The 21,683-nt window shown below is 69.9% G+C and carries 14 protein-coding genes; 10 read left to right on the forward strand and 4 right to left on the reverse strand.

All coding sequences use genetic code 11. From position 1 onward, the window contains the following. Positions 1–15: 15 nt before the first annotated feature. The 4 genes from lysX to AB0I43_RS06565 all read left to right on the forward strand — a co-directional run bounded on the left by lysX (position 16) and on the right by AB0I43_RS06565 (position 4,863). Complete coding sequence (lysX, locus tag AB0I43_RS06550; RefSeq protein WP_356972249.1) at positions 16–3,309, forward strand: bifunctional lysylphosphatidylglycerol synthetase/lysine--tRNA ligase LysX; 3,294 nt, start codon at positions 16–18, stop codon at positions 3,307–3,309. A gap of 122 nt (positions 3,310–3,431) precedes the next feature. Continuing rightward, positions 3,432–3,671 carry a hypothetical protein gene (locus AB0I43_RS06555; protein ID WP_356971867.1) on the forward strand — a complete coding sequence of 80 codons (240 nt, stop codon included), beginning with the start codon at positions 3,432–3,434 and terminating at the stop codon, positions 3,669–3,671. 85 nt (positions 3,672–3,756) lie between these two features. Beyond that, positions 3,757–4,365, forward strand: a complete 609-nt coding sequence (locus AB0I43_RS06560; RefSeq protein ID WP_356971868.1) for a histidine phosphatase family protein — start codon at positions 3,757–3,759, stop codon at positions 4,363–4,365. Between the two features lie 111 nt (positions 4,366–4,476). After that, complete coding sequence (locus tag AB0I43_RS06565; protein ID WP_356971869.1) at positions 4,477–4,863, forward strand: hypothetical protein; 387 nt, start codon at positions 4,477–4,479, stop codon at positions 4,861–4,863. A gap of 62 nt (positions 4,864–4,925) precedes the next feature. Here AB0I43_RS06565 and AB0I43_RS06570 read toward each other — a convergent pair whose 3' ends face one another. The 3 genes from AB0I43_RS06570 to gltB form a co-directional block, all read right to left on the reverse strand. Next, a complete protein-coding gene (locus AB0I43_RS06570) occupies positions 4,926–5,825 on the reverse strand; it encodes a cutinase family protein (RefSeq protein ID WP_356971870.1) in 900 nt (299 codons plus the stop codon). 323 nt (positions 5,826–6,148) lie between these two features. After that, a complete protein-coding gene (locus AB0I43_RS06575) occupies positions 6,149–7,618 on the reverse strand; it encodes a glutamate synthase subunit beta (protein WP_356971871.1) in 1,470 nt (489 codons plus the stop codon). Next, positions 7,611–12,263, reverse strand: a complete 4,653-nt coding sequence (gene gltB / locus AB0I43_RS06580) for a glutamate synthase large subunit (protein WP_357431492.1) — start codon at positions 12,261–12,263, stop codon at positions 7,611–7,613. Before gltB ends, AB0I43_RS06575 begins: the two co-directional genes overlap by 8 nt. Positions 12,264–13,216: 953 nt before the next feature. Here gltB and AB0I43_RS06585 point away from each other — a divergent pair. Further along, a complete protein-coding gene (locus AB0I43_RS06585; RefSeq protein WP_357431494.1) occupies positions 13,217–14,962 on the forward strand; it encodes a DUF4407 domain-containing protein in 1,746 nt (581 codons plus the stop codon). 163 nt (positions 14,963–15,125) lie between these two features. Here the strand turns inward: AB0I43_RS06585 and AB0I43_RS06590 are convergent, their stop codons facing one another. After that, complete coding sequence (locus AB0I43_RS06590; protein WP_356971874.1) at positions 15,126–16,658, reverse strand: MFS transporter; 1,533 nt, start codon at positions 16,656–16,658, stop codon at positions 15,126–15,128. Positions 16,659–16,735: 77 nt separating this feature from the next. On the opposite strand from AB0I43_RS06590, the gene AB0I43_RS06595 reads away from it, so the two are divergent. The 5 genes from AB0I43_RS06595 to AB0I43_RS06615 all read left to right on the forward strand — a co-directional run bounded on the left by AB0I43_RS06595 (position 16,736) and on the right by AB0I43_RS06615 (position 21,628). Then, positions 16,736–17,293 (forward strand): TetR/AcrR family transcriptional regulator, encoded by a 558-nt coding sequence (locus AB0I43_RS06595; protein WP_356971875.1) that lies wholly within the window; start codon positions 16,736–16,738, stop codon positions 17,291–17,293. Between the two features lie 126 nt (positions 17,294–17,419). Then, positions 17,420–18,250, forward strand: a complete 831-nt coding sequence (locus AB0I43_RS06600; protein WP_356971876.1) for a hypothetical protein — start codon at positions 17,420–17,422, stop codon at positions 18,248–18,250. Next, a complete protein-coding gene (locus AB0I43_RS06605) occupies positions 18,247–19,350 on the forward strand; it encodes a DUF4129 domain-containing protein (protein ID WP_356971877.1) in 1,104 nt (367 codons plus the stop codon). Before AB0I43_RS06600 ends, AB0I43_RS06605 begins: the two co-directional genes overlap by 4 nt. Continuing rightward, positions 19,347–20,330, forward strand: coding sequence for a MoxR family ATPase (locus AB0I43_RS06610; RefSeq protein WP_356971878.1), 984 nt, complete (start codon positions 19,347–19,349; stop codon positions 20,328–20,330). Before AB0I43_RS06605 ends, AB0I43_RS06610 begins: the two co-directional genes overlap by 4 nt. A 2-nt stretch (positions 20,331–20,332) precedes the next feature. Then, positions 20,333–21,628, forward strand: a complete 1,296-nt coding sequence (locus tag AB0I43_RS06615) for a DUF58 domain-containing protein (RefSeq protein WP_356971879.1) — start codon at positions 20,333–20,335, stop codon at positions 21,626–21,628. Positions 21,629–21,683: the final 55 nt, after the last annotated feature.

Here is a 21,683-nt window from a genome sequence, read left to right on the forward strand (position 1 = left end):
AATCCATCCGTTCCACTGGGTTCACCCACCCCGTCGGCTTCGCCTCGTGCCGTCCCCCATGGCGGCCACGGACGCCTCAGCGACGTCCCGCACCTCGCGGCCACGATCTTGGGCGTCTTCGCGGTCACCTGTTTCCTGTGGAGCCTGTCGCCGGCTTTCCGCTACCTGACCCAGGTGCCGCGGCGCTACCTCGACAACTACTACATCGACGCCCCCGAGACGAACCTGATGTGGGCGTTGATCGTCGGGTTGCTGGCCGGCGCCGTGGCCAGCCGCAAACGCATCGCCTGGTGGCTGCTGATCGGCTACTCGGTGATCTGGTCGATCGCCAACGCGCTCGACTTCGCCCTCAACGGCAGCATCCACGCGCTGGTGGCGCTGGTCGTGCACATCCTGGTGCTCGGCCTGCTGCTGGCCGCCTGGCGCGAGTTCTACACCCGGGTCCGCTCCGGCGCGGGCTGGAAGGCGCTGGGCGTGCTGGCCGGTGGGCTGGCGGCGGGCTGCCTGCTCGGCTGGGGTCTGGTGGAGTTGTTCCCGGGCACGCTGCCCTCGGGCTGGCAGCGACCCGGCTGGGCGGTCTACCGGGTGACGGCCGCGGTGCTGGTCGACAACGAGCATTTCGACGGCCGCCCACCGCAAATCGTGAACTTCCTGCTCGGCCTGTTCGGCGCGGCCGCACTGCTGGCGGCGGTGATCGTGCTGCTGCGGTCCCAGCGCGCCGAGAACGCGATGACCGGCACCGACGAGTCCGCCATCCGCGGGCTGCTGGAGCGCTCCGACGTGGAGGATTCACTCGGCTACTTCGCCACGCGGCGCGACAAGGCGGTGGTGTTCGCGCCGAGCGGCAAGGCGGCCATCACCTATCGGGTCGAACTCGGCGTCTGCCTGGCCAGCGGCGATCCGATCGGCATCCGCGAGGCGTGGCCGCAGGCGATCGACGCGTGGCTGCGCCAGGCCGACCAGTTCGGCTGGGCGCCCGCGGTCATGGGCGCCAGCGAGCTGGGCGCGACGGCGTTCCGCCGGGCCGGGCTCTCCGCGCTGCGCCTGGGCGACGAGGCGATCCTCGACACCCGCGCCTTCTCCCTGGCCGGACCGGAACTCAAGCAGGTCCGGCAGGCCGCGAACCGCTTGCGCAAACACGGTGCGACCGTGCGTGTCCGGCGGCACCGCGACATCCCGGCCGCGGAGTTCGAGCAGATCATCGCCCGCGCCGACGCCTGGCGCGACACCGAGACCGAGCGCGGCTTCTCCATGGCGCTGGGCCGGCTCGGCGACCCGCTGGACGGCGACTGCCTGCTGGTGGAGGCGGTGAACAGCCACGAGGACGTGCTGGGCATGCTGTCGCTGGTGCCGTGGGGCCGCACCGGGGCGTCGCTGGAACTCATGCGCCGGGATCCGGGCGGGCCCAACGGCGTGATGGAGCTGATGATCTCGCAGCTGGCGCTGACCTCCGAACAGCACGGCATCACCAAGGTGTCGCTGAACTTCGCCGTCTTCCGGTCGGTGTTCGAGGAGGGCGCGCGCATCGGCGCCGGGCCGGTGCTGCGCATGTGGCGCGGTGTGCTGCTGTTCTTCTCGCGCTGGTGGCAGCTGGAGGCGCTGTACCGCTCCAACGTGAAATACCAGCCGCACTGGGTGCCCCGGTTCTTCCTGTTCGAAGAGCGCCGCCACCTGCCGCGCGTCGCCATCGCCAGCGCGCTGGCCGAGGGCTTCCTGCCGCGCCTCGGCCACGACCCGGAAACGGTCACGCACACCGGCCTGCACAGTGCCGCGCCCGCGACCATGACCGGTCTGCACGCCGACGGCAGCGCGCCGGAACCCCCGGAAAGCGAAGCCGAGGAACAGTTCTCGCGCCGCCCGGAGCAGGTGCGGGTGCGGATGGACAAGCTGGACCGGCTCACCGCCGCCGGGATCGACGCCTACCCGACCGCCTATCCGCCGACCCACACGGTGGCGGCGGCGCGCCGTTCGCCGCGCGGCACCACGGTCCGAATCTGCGGCCGGCTGCTGCGGATCCGGGATTACGGCGGCGTCATCTTCGCCGTGGTGCGGGACTGGTCCGACGACATCCAGCTGGTCATCGATCGGGACCGGGTCGGCCCGGAACGCAGTGCCGAGTTCACCGAATACTTCGATCTCGGTGACCTGATCGAGGTCAGCGGACAGATCGGCACCAGTCGCCGGGGCGAGCTGTCGCTGCTGGCCGCGGACTGGCGGATGAACGGCAAGTGCCTGCATCCGCTGCCGGACAAGTGGAAAGGTCTCGCCGATCCCGAAGCGCGGGTGCGCCAGCGCTACGTCGACATGGCGATCAATCCGGAGACCCGCGAGATCCTGGCCAAGCGCAGCGCGGTGGTGCGCTCGCTGCGCGACTCACTGACCGCGCTGGGCTATCTCGAGGTGGAGACCCCGATCCTGCAGCAGGTGCACGGCGGAGCCAACGCGACACCGTTCCGCACCCATATCAATGCCTACGACCTGGACCTGTATCTGCGTATCGCGCCCGAACTGTATTTGAAACGGCTGTGCGTCGGCGGCATGGAAAAGGTGTTCGAGCTGGGCCGCACATTTCGCAACGAAGGCGTGGATTTCAGCCACAATCCGGAATTCACGATCTTGGAAGCCTATGAGGCGCACAGCGATTACCAGCGCATGATGGATACCTGCCGCCAGCTGATCCAGCAGGCGGCCCTCGCGGCCAATGGAAAGATGGTCGCGTTGCGCTCCGGCCCGGACGGCCTGCTCACCGAGGTCGACATCTCCGGCAAGTGGACGGTCAAGACGGTGCACGGCGCGGTCTCCGAGGCGATCGGCACCGAGGTCACCCCGCAGACGCCGCTGGCCGACCTGCGCGAGCTGTGCGACAAGGCCGACGTGCCCTATCAGCACGGCTGGGACGCGGGCCAGGTGGTGCTGGAAATGTATGAGCACCTGGTGGAATCGCACACCGAGGAGCCGACGTTCTACATCGACTTCCCCACCTCGGTCTCCCCGCTGACGCGCGCGCACCGCAGCGTTCCGGGCGTCACCGAGCGGTGGGACCTGGTGGCCTGGGGCGTCGAACTGGGCACCGCCTACAGCGAACTCACCGATCCGGTGGAGCAGCGGCGCCGGCTCACCGAGCAGTCGATGCTGGCCGCCAACGGCGATCCCGAAGCCATGGAATTGGACGAGGATTTCCTGCAGGCGCTCGAGCACGCGATGCCGCCGACCGGCGGACTGGGCATGGGTGTGGACCGCGTGGTCATGCTCATCACCGGTCGCAGCATTCGCGAAACGCTGCCGTTCCCCTTGGTGAAACCACGGTGATCGTTAACGGATGCGCGTAAATTTCAGGGTGAGATTTCGCATCGAAAAACTGCGCACATCGGACGAAAGCACCCGTTAGTGTGGGAAACTCGGCCCCGGGAGGAGGCCGTTTCACCGTCGACATGGGGAGCATTATGTACCTCGACCTGCTGCACAACGTCTCGTTGATCGACCACTCGGTGTGGGCCAATCCGGACACCTACTTGGCGTCGGACACCTACACCCAGGCCATCGAGTACGCGGCCAAGAAAAAGAAGAGCAAGAGCGGCGGCGGCCTGATCTTCGGCCTGATCTGCCTCCTGGTCATCGTCGCGCTGGCGGTCGGCGGGTACCTGCTCTACAAGCGCAGCAAGCGGAACTGACCCCGCGAACAGCACCACCCGGCCCGGGATCGCCCAGTGCGACCCGGGCCGGGTCTGTTCGGGCCCCTAAGGCACAGTTGGGGGTGTGCAGTTGATTCTCGTCCGTCACGCCCAGCCGCTCCGCGTCGTCAACACCAGCGGCCCCGCCGATCCGGAGCTCTCGCCCACCGGGCAGGAGCAGGCCGAGCGCGTGCCCGCGGCGCTGAGCCCGCACCGGATCAGCCGCATCCTGAGCAGCCCGCAGCGCCGGGCCCGCGACACAGCCGCGCCGCTGGCCACCAAGCTCGGCCTGGCAGTGGAGGTCGTCGACGATCTGGCCGAGTACGACCGGGACCTGCCCGCCTACATCCCGATCGAGGACGCCAAAACCGAATTCCAGGCCACCTACGAGCGGATCAAGGCCGGCCACCTGCCCGAGCAGATCGACGGGCCCGCCTTCGTCCAGCGGGTCCGCGACGCCATCACCGAGATCGCCGCGAGCACCGATCCCGCCGACACGGTGGTCGCGTTCGCGCACGGCGGCGTGATCAACGTGCTGCTCCAGGAGGTACTGGGCCTGGCCCGGCCGCTCACCTTCCCGATCGACTACTGCTCGATCACCCGGATCCTGTTCTCCCGGACCGGCCGGCGCACCGCCGCCACCGTGAACGAGAACGGGCACGTCTGGGACCTGCTGCCACGCAACCTGAAGTAGCGCTCCCAGCCGATTGCCAGCTTCGTCGCACCGTCGTCCCAGTGAGCGGTCCTTTGATGGGTCCGGTGAGCCGCCGCGAGGCGGAACTCCGCCCCCGAGAAAGGAACCGACGTGCAATCGAAGAAGAACACTTTCCGTCGCCGCGCCGCCCGCTTCGTGGTGGCCGGTGCCCTGGTCACCGTTCCGCTCGGCGCCCTCGCCGTCACCGCCAACGCGCAGGCCCCGACCGACGAGCCGCTCGAGCTCGAGACCACCACCGTCGCCGGCGAGACCGTGCCCGAGGGTACCGAGATCCACGAGCGCTGGACCCCCGCCGTCCCCGCGCTGCCCGGCCCGCAGGGGCCCGGCCAGACCATCATCATCCCCGGCCCGGCCGACTCGGTGCCGGCCCGGCCGCACCCGGGCGGTCCCCGGGTGGAATACCGCGAGCGCCCCGAGCAGGGTCCGACCTTCCACCTCCAGCACCGGCCGCCGACCGGCTCCGCCGGCAGCAGCTAGTCCGCGAACGACGAAGGCCCGCCTCGGGAAGCGAGGCGGGCCTTCGGCTTTCGTTCAGCGGATCACGCCATGCCGGCGATCCAGTTGTGCATCCAGGAGATCGCGGTCTGCCCGCCCTCGACGCGGTAGCTGCCGTACAGGGTGTGCGCCTGGGACTTGTAGAAGTTCTCCAGGGTCTTGGCCCGCTCCTGATTCGCCGAATCCGTCAGCTGCCCCTGCAGCGTCGGGATGCCGCCGTGCGACATCAGGTCGTTGATGATGGCGCCGGCCTCGAGCTGGTAGCGCCAGATGTTGGCCGGGTTGGCCTCGGAGCTCTGAGCCAGGAAGCCCGCGAAGCGGGTGACGAAATCGTCGGTGGCCGTAGCGCAGTAGAGGTCGTCGACGGCGCAGATGGTGCGGGTGCGATCGGACAGGAAGCCGAACCCGCCGACGCGCGGGCCGCCCGCGCCCGCGCCGGCCGCGAACGGGCCGATCTGGATATCGGTGGGCGAGCGGCGCGGATCGGAGATCAGGCCGACACCGGCGACGCGGTCGGGCAGCACGACGCCGAGCCCGGTGCCGATCTCCGCGGCGAGATCGCCTGCGGCGTCGGCGCCCTGGCTGTAGCCGACCAGTGCGATCTTGGTGGCGGCGCAGCGGGCCGCCATCGCGCCGATCAGGCCGCGGGCGTTGCTCACGGCCTCCTTCTTGGAGTTGCCGTAGACCTCGCCCTCCCACGGGAAGGCGGTCGCGGCATAGGTCACGTAGTCGACCTCGGTGTTGCGCGGTAGACCGCGCGTGACACCGGCGAGCATGCCGGGACCCGGTTCCTTGTCATGGCCGGTCTCCCACGTGCCGGGGATCGCCACCACGTAGAGGCTCGGGCAGCCGGGAGCCGCTGTGGCGGACCCGGTTCCGAGCATCAGGCCGGACGCAACCGTCGCGGACACGCCGAGGGCCGCGACAACCTTCTTCAACCGCATACTGCTCCAGTTCAAACCTGCCCTCTTGCGGAGGGCACACCCCGACAAGTTGCCGCTAACCATAGTGAACTCGGCGGATGACTCACTAGTGCACGCCGAGTAACTGCATAGTTAACCCGGTGGTACAGCGCTGTGGAATCTCACATCCCGAAAGATCCGCAGCACGCCGTTGATCACACTAGAGCCCAACCGTCCTGCGCGCCACGCGAACCGGGCGAGCATGTCCGATTTCCGTCGGAGATCAGTTCAGCAGAGCCGCCGCCGGAATGCAAAAGCGCCTGCGGACTCGCGGTCCGCAGGCGCTCTCGACTATTCGTTCCGGATCAGCGCTGAGCCACCATGGTGGGGGTGATCGGCGACGGCAGCGCCGTCTCGCCCTCCAGGTAGTTGTCCACCGCGGCGGCCGCGGCGCGGCCCTCGGCGATGGCCCACACGATCAGCGACTGGCCGCGGCCCATATCGCCGGCGACGAAGACGCCGGGGATGTTGGTGGACCAGCCCTTGTCCCGCTGCACGTTGCCGCGCTGGTCGTAGCCGACGCCCAGATCCTCCAGCAGGCCCGGCTTTTCGGGACCGGTGAAGCCCATGGCCAGCAGCACCAGATCGGCCTCGAGGGTGAAGTCGGTGCCCTCGACCTTCTCGAAGCGGCCGTTGGCCATCTTCACCTCGTGCGCCTGCAGACCGGTGACCTTGCCGTCCGCACCCACGAAACGCTCGGTGTTGACGGAGAACACGCGCTCGCCGCCCTCCTCGTGCGCCGAGGACACCCGGTACATCAGCGGGTAGGTCGGCCACGGGGTGGAACCGGCGCGCTCCTCCGGCGGACGCGGCATGATCTCGAACTGGTGGATGCTCTCCGCGCCCTGACGGTGCGAGGTGCCCAGGCAGTCCGCGCCGGTGTCGCCACCGCCGATGATGACGACCTTCTTGCCGCGCGCGTGAATCGGCGGCAGGCCGTCGGCGTCGGTGACGTCGTCACCGAGCTGCACGCGGTTGGCCCACGGCAGGAACTCCATCGCCTGGTGGATGCCGTCCAGTTCCCGACCCGGGATCGGCAGATCGCGGGCCAGGGTGGCGCCGCCGGCCAGCACGACCGAGTCGAACTGCTCGCGCAGCTGCTCGGCGGTGATGTCGACGCCGACGTTCACGCCGGTCTTGAAGATGGTGCCCTCGGCCTCCATCTGCGCCATCCGGCGATCGATGAAGCGCTTCTCCATCTTGAATTCCGGGATGCCGTAGCGCAGCAGGCCGCCGATGCGGTCGGCGCGCTCGAACACGGTCACGGTGTGACCGGCGCGGGTCAACTGCTGCGCGGCGGCCAGGCCGGCCGGGCCGGAGCCCACGACGGCGACCTTCTTGCCGGTCAGGCGGGTCGGGTAGACCGGGGTCACCCAGCCCTCGTCGAAGGCGTTCTCGATCAGCTCGACCTCGACCTGCTTGATCGTCACCGGATCCTGGTTGATGCCCAGGACGCAGGACGCCTCACAGGGTGCGGGGCACAGCCGCCCGGTGAACTCCGGGAAGTTGTTGGTCGCGTGCAGCCGGTCGATGCCCTCGCGCCACTGACCCTTGTAGACCAGGTCGTTCCACTCGGGGATCAGGTTCCCGAGCGGACAGCCGTTGTGACAGAACGGGATACCGCAGTCCATGCAGCGGCTGGCCTGACGCTTGAGGGTGTCCTTCTCGAACCCCTCCTCGTAGACCTCTTTCCAGTCCATCAGGCGCAGCGGCACCGGACGGCGGGTGGGGAGCTCCCGCTTGGTGTGCTTCAGAAATCCCTGTGGGTCAGCCACGAGCCGCCTCCATGATCGCCTCGTTCACGTCCGCGCCGTTCTTCTCGGCCTCGGAGATCGCGAGCAAAACCTTCTTGTATTCCCGCGGCATGACCTTCACGAAGTGGGCCGTCTGCTGCGACCAGTCGTTCAGGATGCGTTCGGCCACCGCCGAGCCGGTCTGCGCCCGGTGCTCGGAGATGATGTCGTGCAGCCAGGTGCGGTCCTCGTCGTCCAGCATCTCCAGCGCCTCGGCCTGTTCCGGGTTGACCCGGTCCGGGAAGGTGCCGTTGGGGCTGTAGACGTAGGCGACGCCGCCGGACATACCGGCGCCGAAGTTGCGGCCGGTCTCGCCGAGGATGACCACCTTGCCGCCGGTCATGTACTCGAGCGCGTGGTCGCCCACGCCCTCGACGACCGCGGTGGCGCCGGAGTTGCGGACCGCGAAACGCTCGCCGACCACACCGGACAGGAACGCCTTGCCGCTGGTGGCGCCGAACAGGATCACGTTGCCCGCGATGATGTTCTGCTCCGCCTTGAAGTTGGCCGGGGCGTTCACCGCCGGGCGCACCACCAGGTGGCCGCCCGAAAGGCCCTTGCCCACATAGTCGTTCGCGTCGCCCTGCACCCGCAGCGTGATGCCGGCCGGCACGAAGGCGCCGAAGCTGTTGCCCGCGGAGCCGGAGAAGGTGATGTCGATGGTGTCGTCGGGCAGGCCGACGCCGCCGAAGTTCTTCGTCACCTCGTGGCCGAGCATGGTGCCGACGGTCCGGTTCACGTTCGTGATCTTGGTCTCGAACTTGACCGGCTTGCCGCGCTCCAGCGCGTCCCGCGCCTGGGTGATCAGCTGCTGATCCAGCGCCTTGTCCAGGCCGTGGTCCTGGGTCTTGGTGCAGCGGCGATCCTGGTACATGAACGCCGTCTCGACATCGTCGAGGATCGGCGACAGGTCCAGCTTGCTGGCCTTCCAGTGCTGCTTGGCCTTGGCGGTGTCGAGCATGTCGACCCGGCCGATGGCCTCGTCCAGCGTGCGGAAGCCCAGCGAGGCCAGCAGTTCCCGGACCTCTTCGGCGATGTACAGGAAGAAGTTCTCGACGAACTCCGGCTTGCCGGTGAAGCGCTCGCGCAGGGTCGGGTTCTGCGTCGCGACACCCACGGGGCAGGTGTCGAGATGGCAGACGCGCATCATGATGCAGCCCGAGACCACCAGCGGAGCAGTCGCGAAGCCGTACTCCTCCGCGCCGAGCAGCGCGGCGATCATGACGTCGCGGCCGGTCTTCATCTGACCGTCGACCTGCACCACGATCCGGTCGCGCAGACCGTTGAGCAGCAGCGTCTGCTGGGTCTCGGCCAGGCCGAGCTCCCAGGGACCGCCCGCGTGCTTGAGCGAGGTCAGCGGCGAGGCGCCGGTGCCGCCGTCGTGGCCCGAGATCAGCACCACGTCGGCGTGCGCCTTGGAGACGCCCGCGGCGACGGTGCCGACGCCCGGCTCCGCGACAAGTTTCACGTGAATCCGCGCCTGCGGGTTCGCGTTCTTCAGATCGTGGATCAGCTGCGCCAGATCCTCGATCGAGTAGATGTCGTGGTGCGGCGGCGGGGAGATCAGACCCACGCCCGGCGTCGAGTGCCGCACCTCGGCGACCCACGGGTACACCTTGTGCGCGGGCAGCTGGCCGCCCTCGCCCGGCTTGGCGCCCTGGGCCATCTTGATCTGGATGTCGGTGCAGTTGGACAGGTAGTGCGAGGTCACGCCGAAGCGGCCGGAGGCCACCTGCTTGATCGCACTGCGCCGCCAGTCGCCGTTCTCCTCGACCTCGAAGCGGGCCGGGTGCTCGCCGCCCTCACCGGAGTTCGAGCGGCCGCCGAGCCGGTTCATCGCGATCGCGAGGGTCTCGTGCGCCTCGGCCGAGATGGAGCCGTAGCTCATCGCGCCGGTGGAGAACCGCTTGACGATCTCCGAGGCGGGCTCGACCTCCTCGATCGGGATCGGCGAGCGCGACTTGGACTTGAACTTGAACAGGCCGCGCAGCGAAGCCAGGCGCTCGGACTGATCGTCGACCAGCTTGGTGTACTCCTTGAAGATCGAGTACTGGCCGGTGCGGGTCGCGTGCTGCAGCTTGAACACGGTGTCCGGGTTGAACAGGTGGTATTCACCCTCGCGCCGCCACTGGTACTCACCGCCCACCTCGAGCTCGCGGTGCGCGCGCTCGTTGCGGTTCTCCAGGAACGCCACCCGGTGCCGGGCCGCGACGTCGTCGGCGATCTCGTCCAGGCCGATGCCGTCCAGCGGGGACTTCAGGCCGGTGAAGTACTCGTCGACCAGGTCCTGCGAGAGACCGATGACCTGGAACAGCTTGGCGCCGTTGTAGGAGGCCACGGTGGAGATGCCCATCTTGGACATCACCTTCAGCACGCCCTTGCCGGCCGCCTTGTTGTAGTTGGCGACCGCCTTGCGGAAGTCGGCGGCCAGATCGCCGGTGCTGCCCGGCATCTCCAGCGCGCCGCGCTCGAGCAGGTCCTCGATGGTCTCGAAGGCCATGTACGGGTTGATCGCGGCCGCGCCGAAACCGACCAGCATGGCCATGTGGTGCACCTCGCGGGCGTCACCGGCCTCCACGACCAGACCGACCTTGGTGCGGGTGCGCTCGCGCACCAGGTGGTGGTGCACCGAGGCGGTGAGCAGCAGCGACGGGATCGGCGCCAGCTTCTCGTTGGACTCGCGGTCGGACAGCACGATGATCCGGGCGCCGCCGTCGATGGCCGCCGAGACCTGGGTGTTGATGGCCTCCAGCGCCTTGCGCAGGCCCTTGCCACCCTTCTTCACCGGGTACAGGCCGCGCACCACGACCGAGCGCAGCTCGGGCTTGGAGCCGTCGTCGTTGATGTGCACGAGCTTGGCCAGCTCGTCGTTGTCGAGGATCGGTCCCTCGAGCGCGATCTGCTGACAGGACTCCGGGCCCGGGTGCAACAGGTCGGCCTCCGGGCCGATGGCCCGCTTCAGGCTGGTGACGACCTCTTCGCGGATGGCGTCCAGCGGCGGGTTGGTGACCTGCGCGAACAACTGCGAGAAGTAGTCGAACAGCAGGCGCGGCCGCGCCGAGAGCACCGCGATCGGGGTGTCGGTGCCCATGGAGCCGAGTGCTTCCATGCCGCTCTTCGCCATCGGCGAGATCAGCAGGTTCAGCTCCTCGGTGGTGTATCCGAAGATCTGCTGACGGATCAGCACGCGGTCGTGCGACATGTGCACGTGCGGGCGGTCCGGCAGATCGCTGAGCTTGGTGACGCCCGCGTCCAGCCATTCCTGGTAGGGCTGCTCGGCGGCCAGCTGCGACTTGAATTCGTCGTCGCTGATGATGCGGCCCTGGGAGGTGTCGACCAGGAACATCTTGCCGGGCTGTAGTCGGAACTTCTGCACCACCTTGGACGGCTCGATGTCGAGCACGCCGACCTCGGAGGCCAGCACGACCAGGCCGTCCTCGGTCACCCAGATGCGGCCGGGGCGCAGGCCGTTGCGGTCCAGCACGGCGCCGACGACGGTGCCGTCGGAGAAGCAGACCGAGGCCGGGCCGTCCCACGGTTCCATCATGTAGGAGTGGTACTCGTAGAAGGCGCGCAGCTGCGGATCCATGGCCTCGCTGCGTTCCCACGCCTCGGGGATCATCATCAGCACGGCGTGCGCCAGGCTGCGGCCGCCCAGGTGCAGCAGTTCCAGCACCTCGTCGAAACGGGCGGTGTCGGAGGCGCCGGGGGTGCAGACCGGGAAGATCTTCTCCAGGCGGTTCTTGCCGGCCGAGTCGGTGCCGAACACGTCGGAGTTCAGCAGCGCCTCGCGGGCGCGCATCCAGTTCTCGTTGCCGGTGACGGTGTTGATCTCACCGTTGTGCGCGACGCGGCGGAACGGGTGCGCCAGCGGCCAGGACGGGAAGGTGTTGGTGGAGAACCGGGAGTGCACGATGCCCAGCGCCGACTCGACGCGGTCGTCCTGCAGGTCCAGGTAGAAGGCGCGCAGCTGCGGCGTGGTGAACATGCCCTTGTAGACGAAGGTCTCACCGGACAGGCTCGGGAAATACACCGACTCCTTGCCGGTCGAGCCCTCGCCCGCGCCGGACTTGCCGAGCTCGTGCTCGACCCGCTTGCGGATGACGTAGGCGCGGCGCTCCAGGGCGACGCCGGAGAGCTGTTCGGCGCTGTCCTTGGGCGAGGCGACGAAGATCTGGCGGAAGGTCGGCATGGCGTCGCGGGCCAGCGCGCCCAGCGAAGTCTCGTCGATCGGGACCTCACGCCAGCCGAGGACCTCGAGGCCCTCTTCCTTGACGATCTTCTCCACGCCGTAGGCGGCGCGCGCGGCTTCCCGGCGAGCCTGCGGCAGGAAGGCGATGCCGGTGGCGTAGGCACCTTCCGCGGGCAGCTCGAAGTCCACGATGGCGCGGAAGAACCGGTCCGGCACCTGCAGCAGGATGCCCGCACCGTCACCGGAGTTCGGTTCGGCGCCGGCCGCACCGCGGTGCTCCAGGTTCAACAGAGCCGTAATAGCCTTGTCGACGATGTCGCGGCTGCGGCGGCCGTGCATGTCGACGACGAACGCGACGCCGCAGGCGTCGTGCTCGTTCGCCGGGTCATAAAGCCCGATGGGTCCGGGGGACCTGTGGCCAGGAAGTTGCGTCATGCCTCTGCCTTCAAGAAAAGTCGGCCTTCGAAGAGAAAAATGGCCTTTCCGTCGAACGCCTACGTCAAGACTGCGCCCGTACGCTCCGAATCCAGCCGCGCTGATGGTTCGGTGTGCAGTCACGTCTCCAGTTGTCCACCCGCTGGGTTGTGGGGTGCTCGGAAGTAACGGAACTCTTACTAGTTCCTAACCTCCTGCGGGTGTTCGCCCGCTACGCTGGGGCACCGGCTGGGTGAACCGTGCGGGCGATAGTGCCGACCAGTATGTGTTCGGCGTAAGAGCAAACGATAAGTCAGGTCCGGGGCCCAACCAACTTAGGTTTGACTAATAACCAGGTCTAGCTGGGCTTCTTCATGCGGTCCTCCAACTCGTGCGCGTTGTCCAGTGTAAAGCAGCCGATGCGACCCGATCGATCCCTGGCTACGGGGTGTCGACCTGCGAAAACTTACCGTTCGCCAGCTTGCGGGCCTGGCCGGATCCAGCGTCCGACCTGCATCGCAGTGGATTTCCCCGAGGTCTCGATCGACAAACCACGCAGTGGCGGCTACCTCGCTGCGGCCGGGCCTGAGACATTTCCGACAGAAGCCATGACAAGCATCGGAAGCCGATCCGACCGTCCGGCCTCTTTATCAATCCGTGACTGACAGCACATTTTCAGCAACCGATTCGGGTGGGATTTCCCACAGCTCGCCGGCGTGGCCCGCGCAACCTCCCAGAGCATCTCCGGCACACCCCGTTCCGGCCGGAATCCGGCGCCGAACGGCGGCTCCTCGAACGAATGTGAGGCTGCCCACAACCCCCGCCACGCGCTCGGTGTGTCGGGCGCGTGCCTGTCACGCTGAGACAACGAATCTGTGACAGTTTCGCCCGCCGCCACACCCCGGACCAGGTCCAAGCGGCACAGCTTCGCGGGGGTGCGGGGCCGGCCCCACATACACAGGATGTGAGTTCCCATGACCGCCACCGGCTTGCTCACCTGGCTCGGCGGAGGTCCGCGGTGGGATACCCCGGACCGGGTCGACGGCTTCCGGCACGAACGCTCCGGCTACGCCGTGACCGGCGCGGCCGTCGCGCTGTTCGTGGTGGTCGCGGGCGCCGTCACCGCGCTCGCGCTCGCGGCGGCCGACTGGTCGCCCGTCGCGATCGTGCCCGGCGCCCTGGTCGCCGCCCTGCTGGCCGGCGTGGTCGGCCGCGCGCTCGCCACCGTCCGCCCCGGCGGCGACGCCGACCGCGCGGGGCTGCTCACCCGCGTCGCCGTCGCCGTGCTCGCGGGCGTGCTGATCGCCGAACTGGCGAGCACCGTGCTCTTCGGCGGCACCGTCGACCGGCTGCTGGACGAGAAGGCTCAGCGCGGCGTCGCCGCCGCACCGGCCGTGCTGACCGCGAGCGCCGACCTCGACCGGGCCCGCGCCGACCGGGCGGCCGTGGACCAGGCGATCACCAAGGCGGAGGCCGACATCCAGAGCGCGCTGGTCACCGCGCGCTGCGAGTTCAACCCGACCGCCGAGTGCCCGCGCACCCGCATCACCGGCGTCCCGGGCAACGGCCCCGAGACCCGCACCGCCAACGAGCTGCTCGAGGACGCGCGCCGGCAGCTGAGCGCCGCCCAGGGCCGCCTCGAGTCCGTGAACCAGCGCGTCACCGACGCCGAGCGCGCCGCGGCCACCGCCCGGACCGCCGCCTTCGCCGACGCCGACCGCGGCCTGGGCGCCCGCTGGCTGGCCGTGCACGACCACGCCTTCGGCGGCGCCGGAGCGTTGGTGCTCTGGCTGTTCATCCTCGTCGCGTTCGCCCTGCTCGCGGTGCTGCCGCTGCTGCTGCGCTGGTGGCGGGGCAGCACCTCCTTCGACCGGCGCAACAACTTCCACGCGGTCCAGGACGAGGCCGAGCGTTCGGCCGACGCCGCGATCGCGGTGAAGCAGGCCGAGGTGCGCGTCGAGGCCGAAAAACTGCGCGCCGAACAACAACTCACCGCCGCCCGCCTGGCCGCCGAAGCCGACACCGCCATCGACCGGGAGCGCCAGCGCACCCGGATCATCGCCGCCATCGGCGGGCTGGAGATCGGCATCAACGAACCCGATCGTCTCGGGCAAGCACCGCGACCCGCCGAACTTCCGGCCGGAAAGGACAGCACCGTGTCTCCGAATCTGCCCGCCACGATTTCTCCCCAGGCGCTCACACCCGCTGTGCACACCGGTGAACTGGCGCCGCACCAGCCGCGCCCGGAACCCAGGGGCGGCCTGGAACTGCCGATCATCGGCCAGGTTCCGTTCTCCGACACCGCCGCCCGCTGGATCCGCCCGCTGGTGCCCTCCTTCGTCGCCACTGCCATCGACACCGCGACGCACCCGCTGCGCACCGCGCGCCAGGCTTTCGAAGAGGTCGAGGAGATCACCTTCACCCTGCGCCGCATCCGCAAAGTCACGGTGGACACCCAGGATTCGCACGCACCCGCCATGGGCGTCGCGCACCCCGGCTACCAGCTGACTCCGGCCGCACCGCCGCAGGCCCACCACATCGCTGCGACCGTGGTCGACGCCGATTACCGCCAGGCGCCGCAGCAGTACTCGGCCCTCCCCCAGCCCGAAGCCGCGCCCGCGCCGATCTCGGCGGCCGAGCGGCACGAGGAGATCCCGGCCCGCAAGTCGCGCTCGCTGCTGGGCCGCCGCGGACCGCGCGAACTACCGCCCGCCAACTGAGTTCCTGCCCGGCTGCACCACCTGAACGGCTGAGGACCGCAGACACGCGATCCTCGCTCCGGTCGCACGTCGCGGCGCACCGATCGCGAGAATCCGGCCCGGCGTCGGCCCCGGAGCGGAATGCCGACGGGTGCGACCCGAATGGGCCGCACCCGCGCAGGCCTCAGGCCGACCGGTGCTTGCTCCGCGAGGCCCGGTAGACCATCACCGCGGTCAGCAGCAGGACGACCGTGGTGCCGGTGGCCGCCAGGTGCACGCCCGAGACGAAGGCCGAGCGCGCCGATTCGAGCAGGGCGCTCGCCGCGGCTTCCGGTAGCGCACGGGCGGTTTCGACCGCGCCGCCCAGGGACTCGCGGGCCGCGCCGGCATGCGCGGCCGGGACGGTGGACAGGTCCAGGCCGTGCCGGAACGCGGCCATCACCACGCTGCCCAGGATCGCGACACCCAGCGCGACACCGGTTTCCAGCGCCGTCTCGGAGATGGCGGCGGCATTGCCCGCGCGTTCGGCGGGCGCCGAGCTGACGATCAGGTCCGCCGAGATCGTCAGCGCGACACCGGCGCCGACGCCGATCAGCGTGAAGCCGACGACGAACGGCGTGACGCCCGCGGCCGGGTCGGCGCGCAGCAGCCAGAACAGCACCGCGCCCGCGGCGGCCACCAGCAACGCGCCGCACAGCACGTGCGTCGGCCGCCAGAACCGCACCAGCCACGCCGCGCCCAGCGACCCGGCGATGCTGCCGATCGTGCCCGGCACCAGCAGCAGACCGGCTTGCAGCGGCGTCCGGTTCAGCACCAATTGCAGGTACTGCGAGCCGAAGAACAGCACACCGGCCAGCGCGAAGACCGACAGCAGATTGGTCAGCGCCGCCGCCCGGAACGGCGGGAGCCGGAACAGTTCCAGATCGAGCAGCGGGTCGGCGAGCCGGGCCTGACGGCGCAGGAACAGCACGCCCGCCAGCACGCCGACGGCGGCGACGACCAGCGCGAGCGGCCGCACGCCGTGCGCCGCGATCTCCTTGACCGCGTACACGATCGGGATCAACGCCAGCATCGACAGCCCGGCGCTGAGCAGATCGAACCGGCCGGGATTCGGGTCGCGCGATTCCGGCACCAGCAGCGGTGCGAGCACGATCAGCAGCGCCATCACGGGCAGGTTCACCAGGAACACCGAACCCCACCAGAAGTGCTCGAGCAGCCAGCCGCCGAGCAGCGGGCCGAGCGCGGAACCCGAGCCCGCCATCGCACCCCACACCGAGATGGCGATGGTGCGCTGGCGCGCGTCGGCGAACATGTCGCGGATCAGGCCGAGTGTGGCCGGCATCAGGGTGGCGCCGGCCAGACCCTGCAGCACGCGCGCGGCGATCAACATGTCCGGGCTCACCGACCAGGCAGCCAGCGCGGAGGCGACGCCGAAGCCGGCGGCGCCGATCAGCAGGAGCCGGCGGCGGCCGATCCGGTCGCCGAGGGTGCCCATGGTGATCAGCAGACCGGCCAGCACGAACGAGTAGACGTCGATGATCCACAGCAGCTGCGGCGTGGTCGGGGCGAGGTCGGCGCTGATCGCGGGCACGGCGAGGTCGAGCACGGTGCCGTCTACCGCGATCAGCAGCAGCGCGAGTGCGAGGACGCCGAGCCCGGCCCAGGTCCGGGCGGTGGCCCGGGCCGGCACGGACGCGGCGGTGTGGTTGGTGGTCATGTTCCTTCTGCTTCCGGGGGTGAACCGTCCAGCCGGTACAGTACCAGCTTAACCGTCCAGACGGTACAGTGACGATCGTGACCACTCGCGACCCCGCAGGCACCCGCGACCGCATCCTGGACGCCCTGGAGACACTGCTGCTGGAAAAGGGCATGTCCCAGGTGACGCTGGAGAGCGTCGCCGCCGCGGCCGGCGTCTCCAAGGGCGGGCTGCTCTACCACTTCAAATCCAAGGACGCCCTGCTCGCCGGCCTGATCCGCCGCCTCGGCGAACGCTCCGACCAGCAGCTGGACAACGCCGTGGCCCAGGGCCGATCGGTGGCCGAGTGGTATCTGCAGGCGCCCCAGCCCGACAACGCCGACGACGCCCTCGAGATCGCGGTGCAGCGCTCCATGCTGGCCGCCATGCGCACCCTCGACGGTCCGCAAGGCGCCGACGCCGACGAGGTCGACCGCGCCATGGACGAGGTGATGGCCAAGTGGCAGCGCGGACTCGACACCGAGATCACCGACCCGATCCAGGCCCAGATCGTCAGCCTGGTCGGCGACGGCGTCTACCTGCGCGCACTGCTCGGGCTGCCCCAGGTGCCACCCGAGCTGTACCGCCGGGTCGTCGCACGCCTGCTCGAGCGCTGATCGCCGCGCTATCTGGGATGACGGGACCAGGCCGCACGCTCTAGACTCGGCCGGGTGTTACCAGCCGACCCGGCCGGTGCCGTCGGGGCGGAAGACGATCCGGCACCAGGGTCAGTAGGACCGACGGTGCCCGTGCGCCCGTTGACCTTCCGTGAATTACTCGACGTACCGTTCGCACTGGTACAGGCCAACATCAAGGTGCTGGCCGCGGTCGGGGCGGTGGGGCTGGTGCTGGCCGAGCTGTTCGTCGTCTGGATCACCCTGACCGTCGCGACTTTTACCGACGACTCCGACGCCGGCATCCGGTGGGGCGCGATCGTCGCCATGCTGGCCGCCGCGTGGGCCCTGCGCTTCCTGCTACGCGGGCTGACGGTGGCGCTGGGCCTGGCCGATGTCGCCGGACGGCGACTGGGCTGGCAGGCCGCGCTGCATCGGCTGCGCGCCACGGCGATTCCGCTGCTGCTGTTCGAACTGCCCTACACGCTGATCTGGACGGTGGTCTTCGGCGTACTGGCCTTCCTGGTCACCGCGGCGCCCGGCGGCGGGGTGGCCCTGCTGGTGGTGCTCGTGCTGCTGGTGCTGCCGTTCGTGGGCTGGCTGCGGGCGCGGCACTACGTCGCGGCGCCGGTCGTGTTCGCCGAGCAGGCCGCGCGCTCCACCGCCGAGGCGCGCACGAAACTGCTTGTCTCCGGGAAGACCTGGTCGCTGGCCGGGCTGTGGCTGGCGCACCGCGGCCTGCTGCTGTTGCTGCTGCTGCCGCTGTTCGGCCTGTGGCTGTTCGTCTCCGACTACTCCGGCACCCGCATGTGGACGGTGGTCACGCTCACCACCACGGTGCTGCTGCTGTTCCTCGCCTTCGGCGAGATCGTCGAGGCGGCCACCCGGGTGGTCTGCTATCTCGATCTGCGCTGCCGGCGCGAGGGGATCGACATCCGGATTCCCGAGCAGGTGCGATGAACGACGACCTCGAATTCTGGCGTCCGCCACAGGAACCGCCCGCGCCCGAGATCCCACCGCTGGGCCCGGCCGCCCAGCACCGCAACGCCGCCGACGCCGCCGAAGCGAACCAGGACTACGACCGCGCGCTGCGCGAACGCTTCCGGGCCATGGTGCGCGGCCTGGAGCAGGGCGGCGTGCTCGAGGTCCGGCGCTCCCGGACGGCCGACGAGACCGGCCACGACGTCTCGGGTGCGCTGCCGCCCGAGGTGAGCACCGAGATCCAGCCCACGGCACGCAGTTTCGACGAGGTCGTCTACGGCGGCCGCCGGGCCACCGAGGACGAATACCGCCGCCTCGCGCACGCCGACCGGTACTCCGAATCCGCGCCGGCGCCGAAAGCGGGTCCGGTCGAGCAGGATCCGGTCGAGGTCGGCGCACGCGCGCGCCGCGACCTGCCCGCGGTCCCGGCACTGCTGCGGAACCCGAAATTCTGGGCCGCCGTGCTCGCGACGATCGCGCTGGGCCTGGTGCTGTGGGGAGCGCTCAGTGCGCTCGACACACCGCCCGCGCCGAAACCGCCCGAGGCCCCGCAGCTGCCGGATCCGCCGGATCCCCCGGAGGACGAGGACACCTGCTGGTTCTTCTGCGGCGACGGCGAGGATTCGATCTTCAGCCGCCTGCCCGCCTGGCTGACGTTCGGCGGACTGCAATTCCTGATCGCCGGGGCCATGCTGGCCTGGTGGCGCGGCCGCCGCCGGGGTGCGCTGGTGCGTGAGCCGCGGCCGGTCGAGGTCGCGGCGAACGAGCTGCTGGCCGGACAGGCCGCGCTGTACCGCCGCTCCGGCGACCACGAGTACGTCGCCGCGAAACTGCGTGCCGCCACACTGCGCCGGATGCGCCCGCGGCTGGGCTTGGCCGCCGACGCGAAACCGGAGCAGATCGTCGCCGCGGTCAGCGCGCGCACCGGCGTCGAACAGCACCTGGTCGGACCGGCCCTGTACGGCCCGGTGCCCGACACCACCACCCTGCGTATCGTCGCCGCGACGCTCGATCTGATCGAGGCCGACGCACCGAGCACATCGGCCGGCGCCGCCGGCCCTAGAGGAGGGGACCGATGACCGGGACCGACATCACCAAAGCCCCCACCGCCGCGGAGGCCGCGCAGGCCTTCGCCGCGTTGCGCACCGAGATCGGCAAGGCGGTCGTCGGCAACGACCAAGCCGTGATGTACCTGGTGCTCGCGCTGCTGTGCCGCGGGCACGTGCTGCTCGAGGGCGTACCCGGTGTCGCGAAGACCCTGCTGGTGCGGGCGCTGGCGACGGCCCTGGATCTGGAGCACGCGCGGGTGCAGTTCACCCCCGACCTGATGCCCGGCGATGTCACCGGATCCCAGATCTACGATCCGCATTCGGCCGAGTTCACCTTCCGGCACGGGCCGGTGTTCACCAACCTGCTGCTCGCCGACGAGATCAACCGGACGCCCCCGAAGACCCAGTCCGCGCTGCTGGAATCGATGGAGGAGCGCCAGGTCTCGGTGGACGGCAAACCGCAGCCGCTGCCCGACCCGTTCGTGGTGATCGCCACCCAGAACCCGATCGAGCAGGAGGGCACCTACCCGCTGCCGGAGGCGCAGCTGGACCGGTTCCTGTTCAAGGTCGACATCCAATTGCCCGGCCGCGACGACGAATTCCGCATCCTGCAGCGCCACGCCGCCGGTTTCGATCCGCGCGATCTGGCCGCCGCCGGGCTGCGCCCCGTCGCCGGGCCCGCGCACCTCACCGCGGGCCGGGCCGCAATCGCCCAGGTGACGATCAGCCCCGAGGTGCTGGCCTACACCGTCGACCTGTGCCGGGCCACCCGCAACTCCCCCGCCGTGCAGCACGGCGCCTCGACGCGCGGCGCCACCGCGCTGATGGCCGCCGCGCGCGCGTTCGCCTGGCTGAACGGGCGCGCCTTCACCACCCCGGACGACGTGAAATACGTAGCGACCGCGGTACTCCGGCACCGGCTGCACCTGAAGCCGGAGGCCGAACTGGACGGCGTCACGACCGAGGGTGTGCTCTCGTCGCTGCTGCTGTCGGTCCCGGTTCCGGTGTAGTCGTGGTCGTCACCGGACGGCTGGCCGCCGTCGCGGCACTGGGCGCGGTGCTGGTCGCGGTGTTCCTGCACGGCTGGGGCGGGATCATCTTCGTCACCTCGATTCTCGGCTGGCTGCTGCTGATCGATCTGGGCTGGGTGGCGCGCTCGCGCGCGCTCACCCTGACCCGCGAACCGCTCACGGTGGTGCGGCTCGACCACAGCACCGAGGTCGAACTCGTCGTCACCAACACCGGCGACCGCACCGTGCGCGGCTACCTGTGGGACGACTGGCCCGACAGCACGCGGGCGGGCGGGCGCAGGCACCGCCTGCATCTCGCGCCCAACACCCTGGTCCGGCTGCGTACCACCTTGACACCGACCTACCGCGGTGACCGGGTCGCGGGCCCGGTCACGCTGCGGCTGCTCGGCCCACTCGGCCTGGCGGGCAGGCAGACTCGGCGCACCGTGCCCGCGCGGGTGCGGGCGCTGCCGCCGTTCCGCAGCGAACGCCTGATGCGGTCCAAGGTGAAGCGGTTGCAGCACCTCGAGGGCCGCAACGTCGCGAACACCCGGGGCCAGGGCACCGAGTTCGATTCGTTCCGCGAGTACGTCGCCGGTGACGACGTGCGCTCGATCGATTGGCGCGCCACCGCGCGGGCCACCGATGTGCTGGTGCGCACCTGGCGTCCCGAACGGAACCGGCACGTCATGATGCTGCTGGACACCGGGCGGATCAGCGCGGGCCGGGTCGGCGAGGGCACCCGGCTGGACGCGAGCATCGAGGCGGCCCTGCTGCTCGGCGGCATCGCCGGCGCCGCCGGCGACACGGTCGATCTGCTCGCCTACGACCGGCAGGTCCGCGCCGAGGTGCGCGGCATCGGCGGAAATCGGCTGCAGGTCAAGCTGATGCACGCGCTGGCGGGCGTGGTGCCCGCCCTGGTCGACACCGACGCGCCCGGTCTGGTGCGCGCGGTCATCCAGCGGGCCCGCCGCCGCAGCCTGGTGGTGTGGTTCACCACGCTCGACGGCGCCGCGGTCGAGGAGAACCTGTTGCCGGTCCTGCCGGTTCTCGCCGCGCGGCATCGCGTGCTCGTCGTCTCGGTGACCGACCCGGAGATCGCCGCAGCCGCCACGCGCCGGGAACGGCTCGGCGATCTCTACACCGCGGCCGCCGCCGAGTCCGTGTTGGCCGAGCGCGCGCTGGTCCAGGAGTCGTTGCGGCGCATGGGCATCGCGGTCGTCTCCGCGTCGCCCGCGCTGCTGCCCGAGGCGCTGGCCGACGAGTATCTCGAGCTAAAGCAGTCCGGGACCATGTAGTCACTGTCTGAGTTGGCGATTCCACCCTCGAGTAGAACCGGTTCCAGTTAGATTC

Origin of the sequence: Nocardia sp. NPDC050435 (assembly GCF_040655395.1) — a bacterium.
Taxonomy (GTDB): domain Bacteria; phylum Actinomycetota; class Actinomycetes; order Mycobacteriales; family Mycobacteriaceae; genus Nocardia.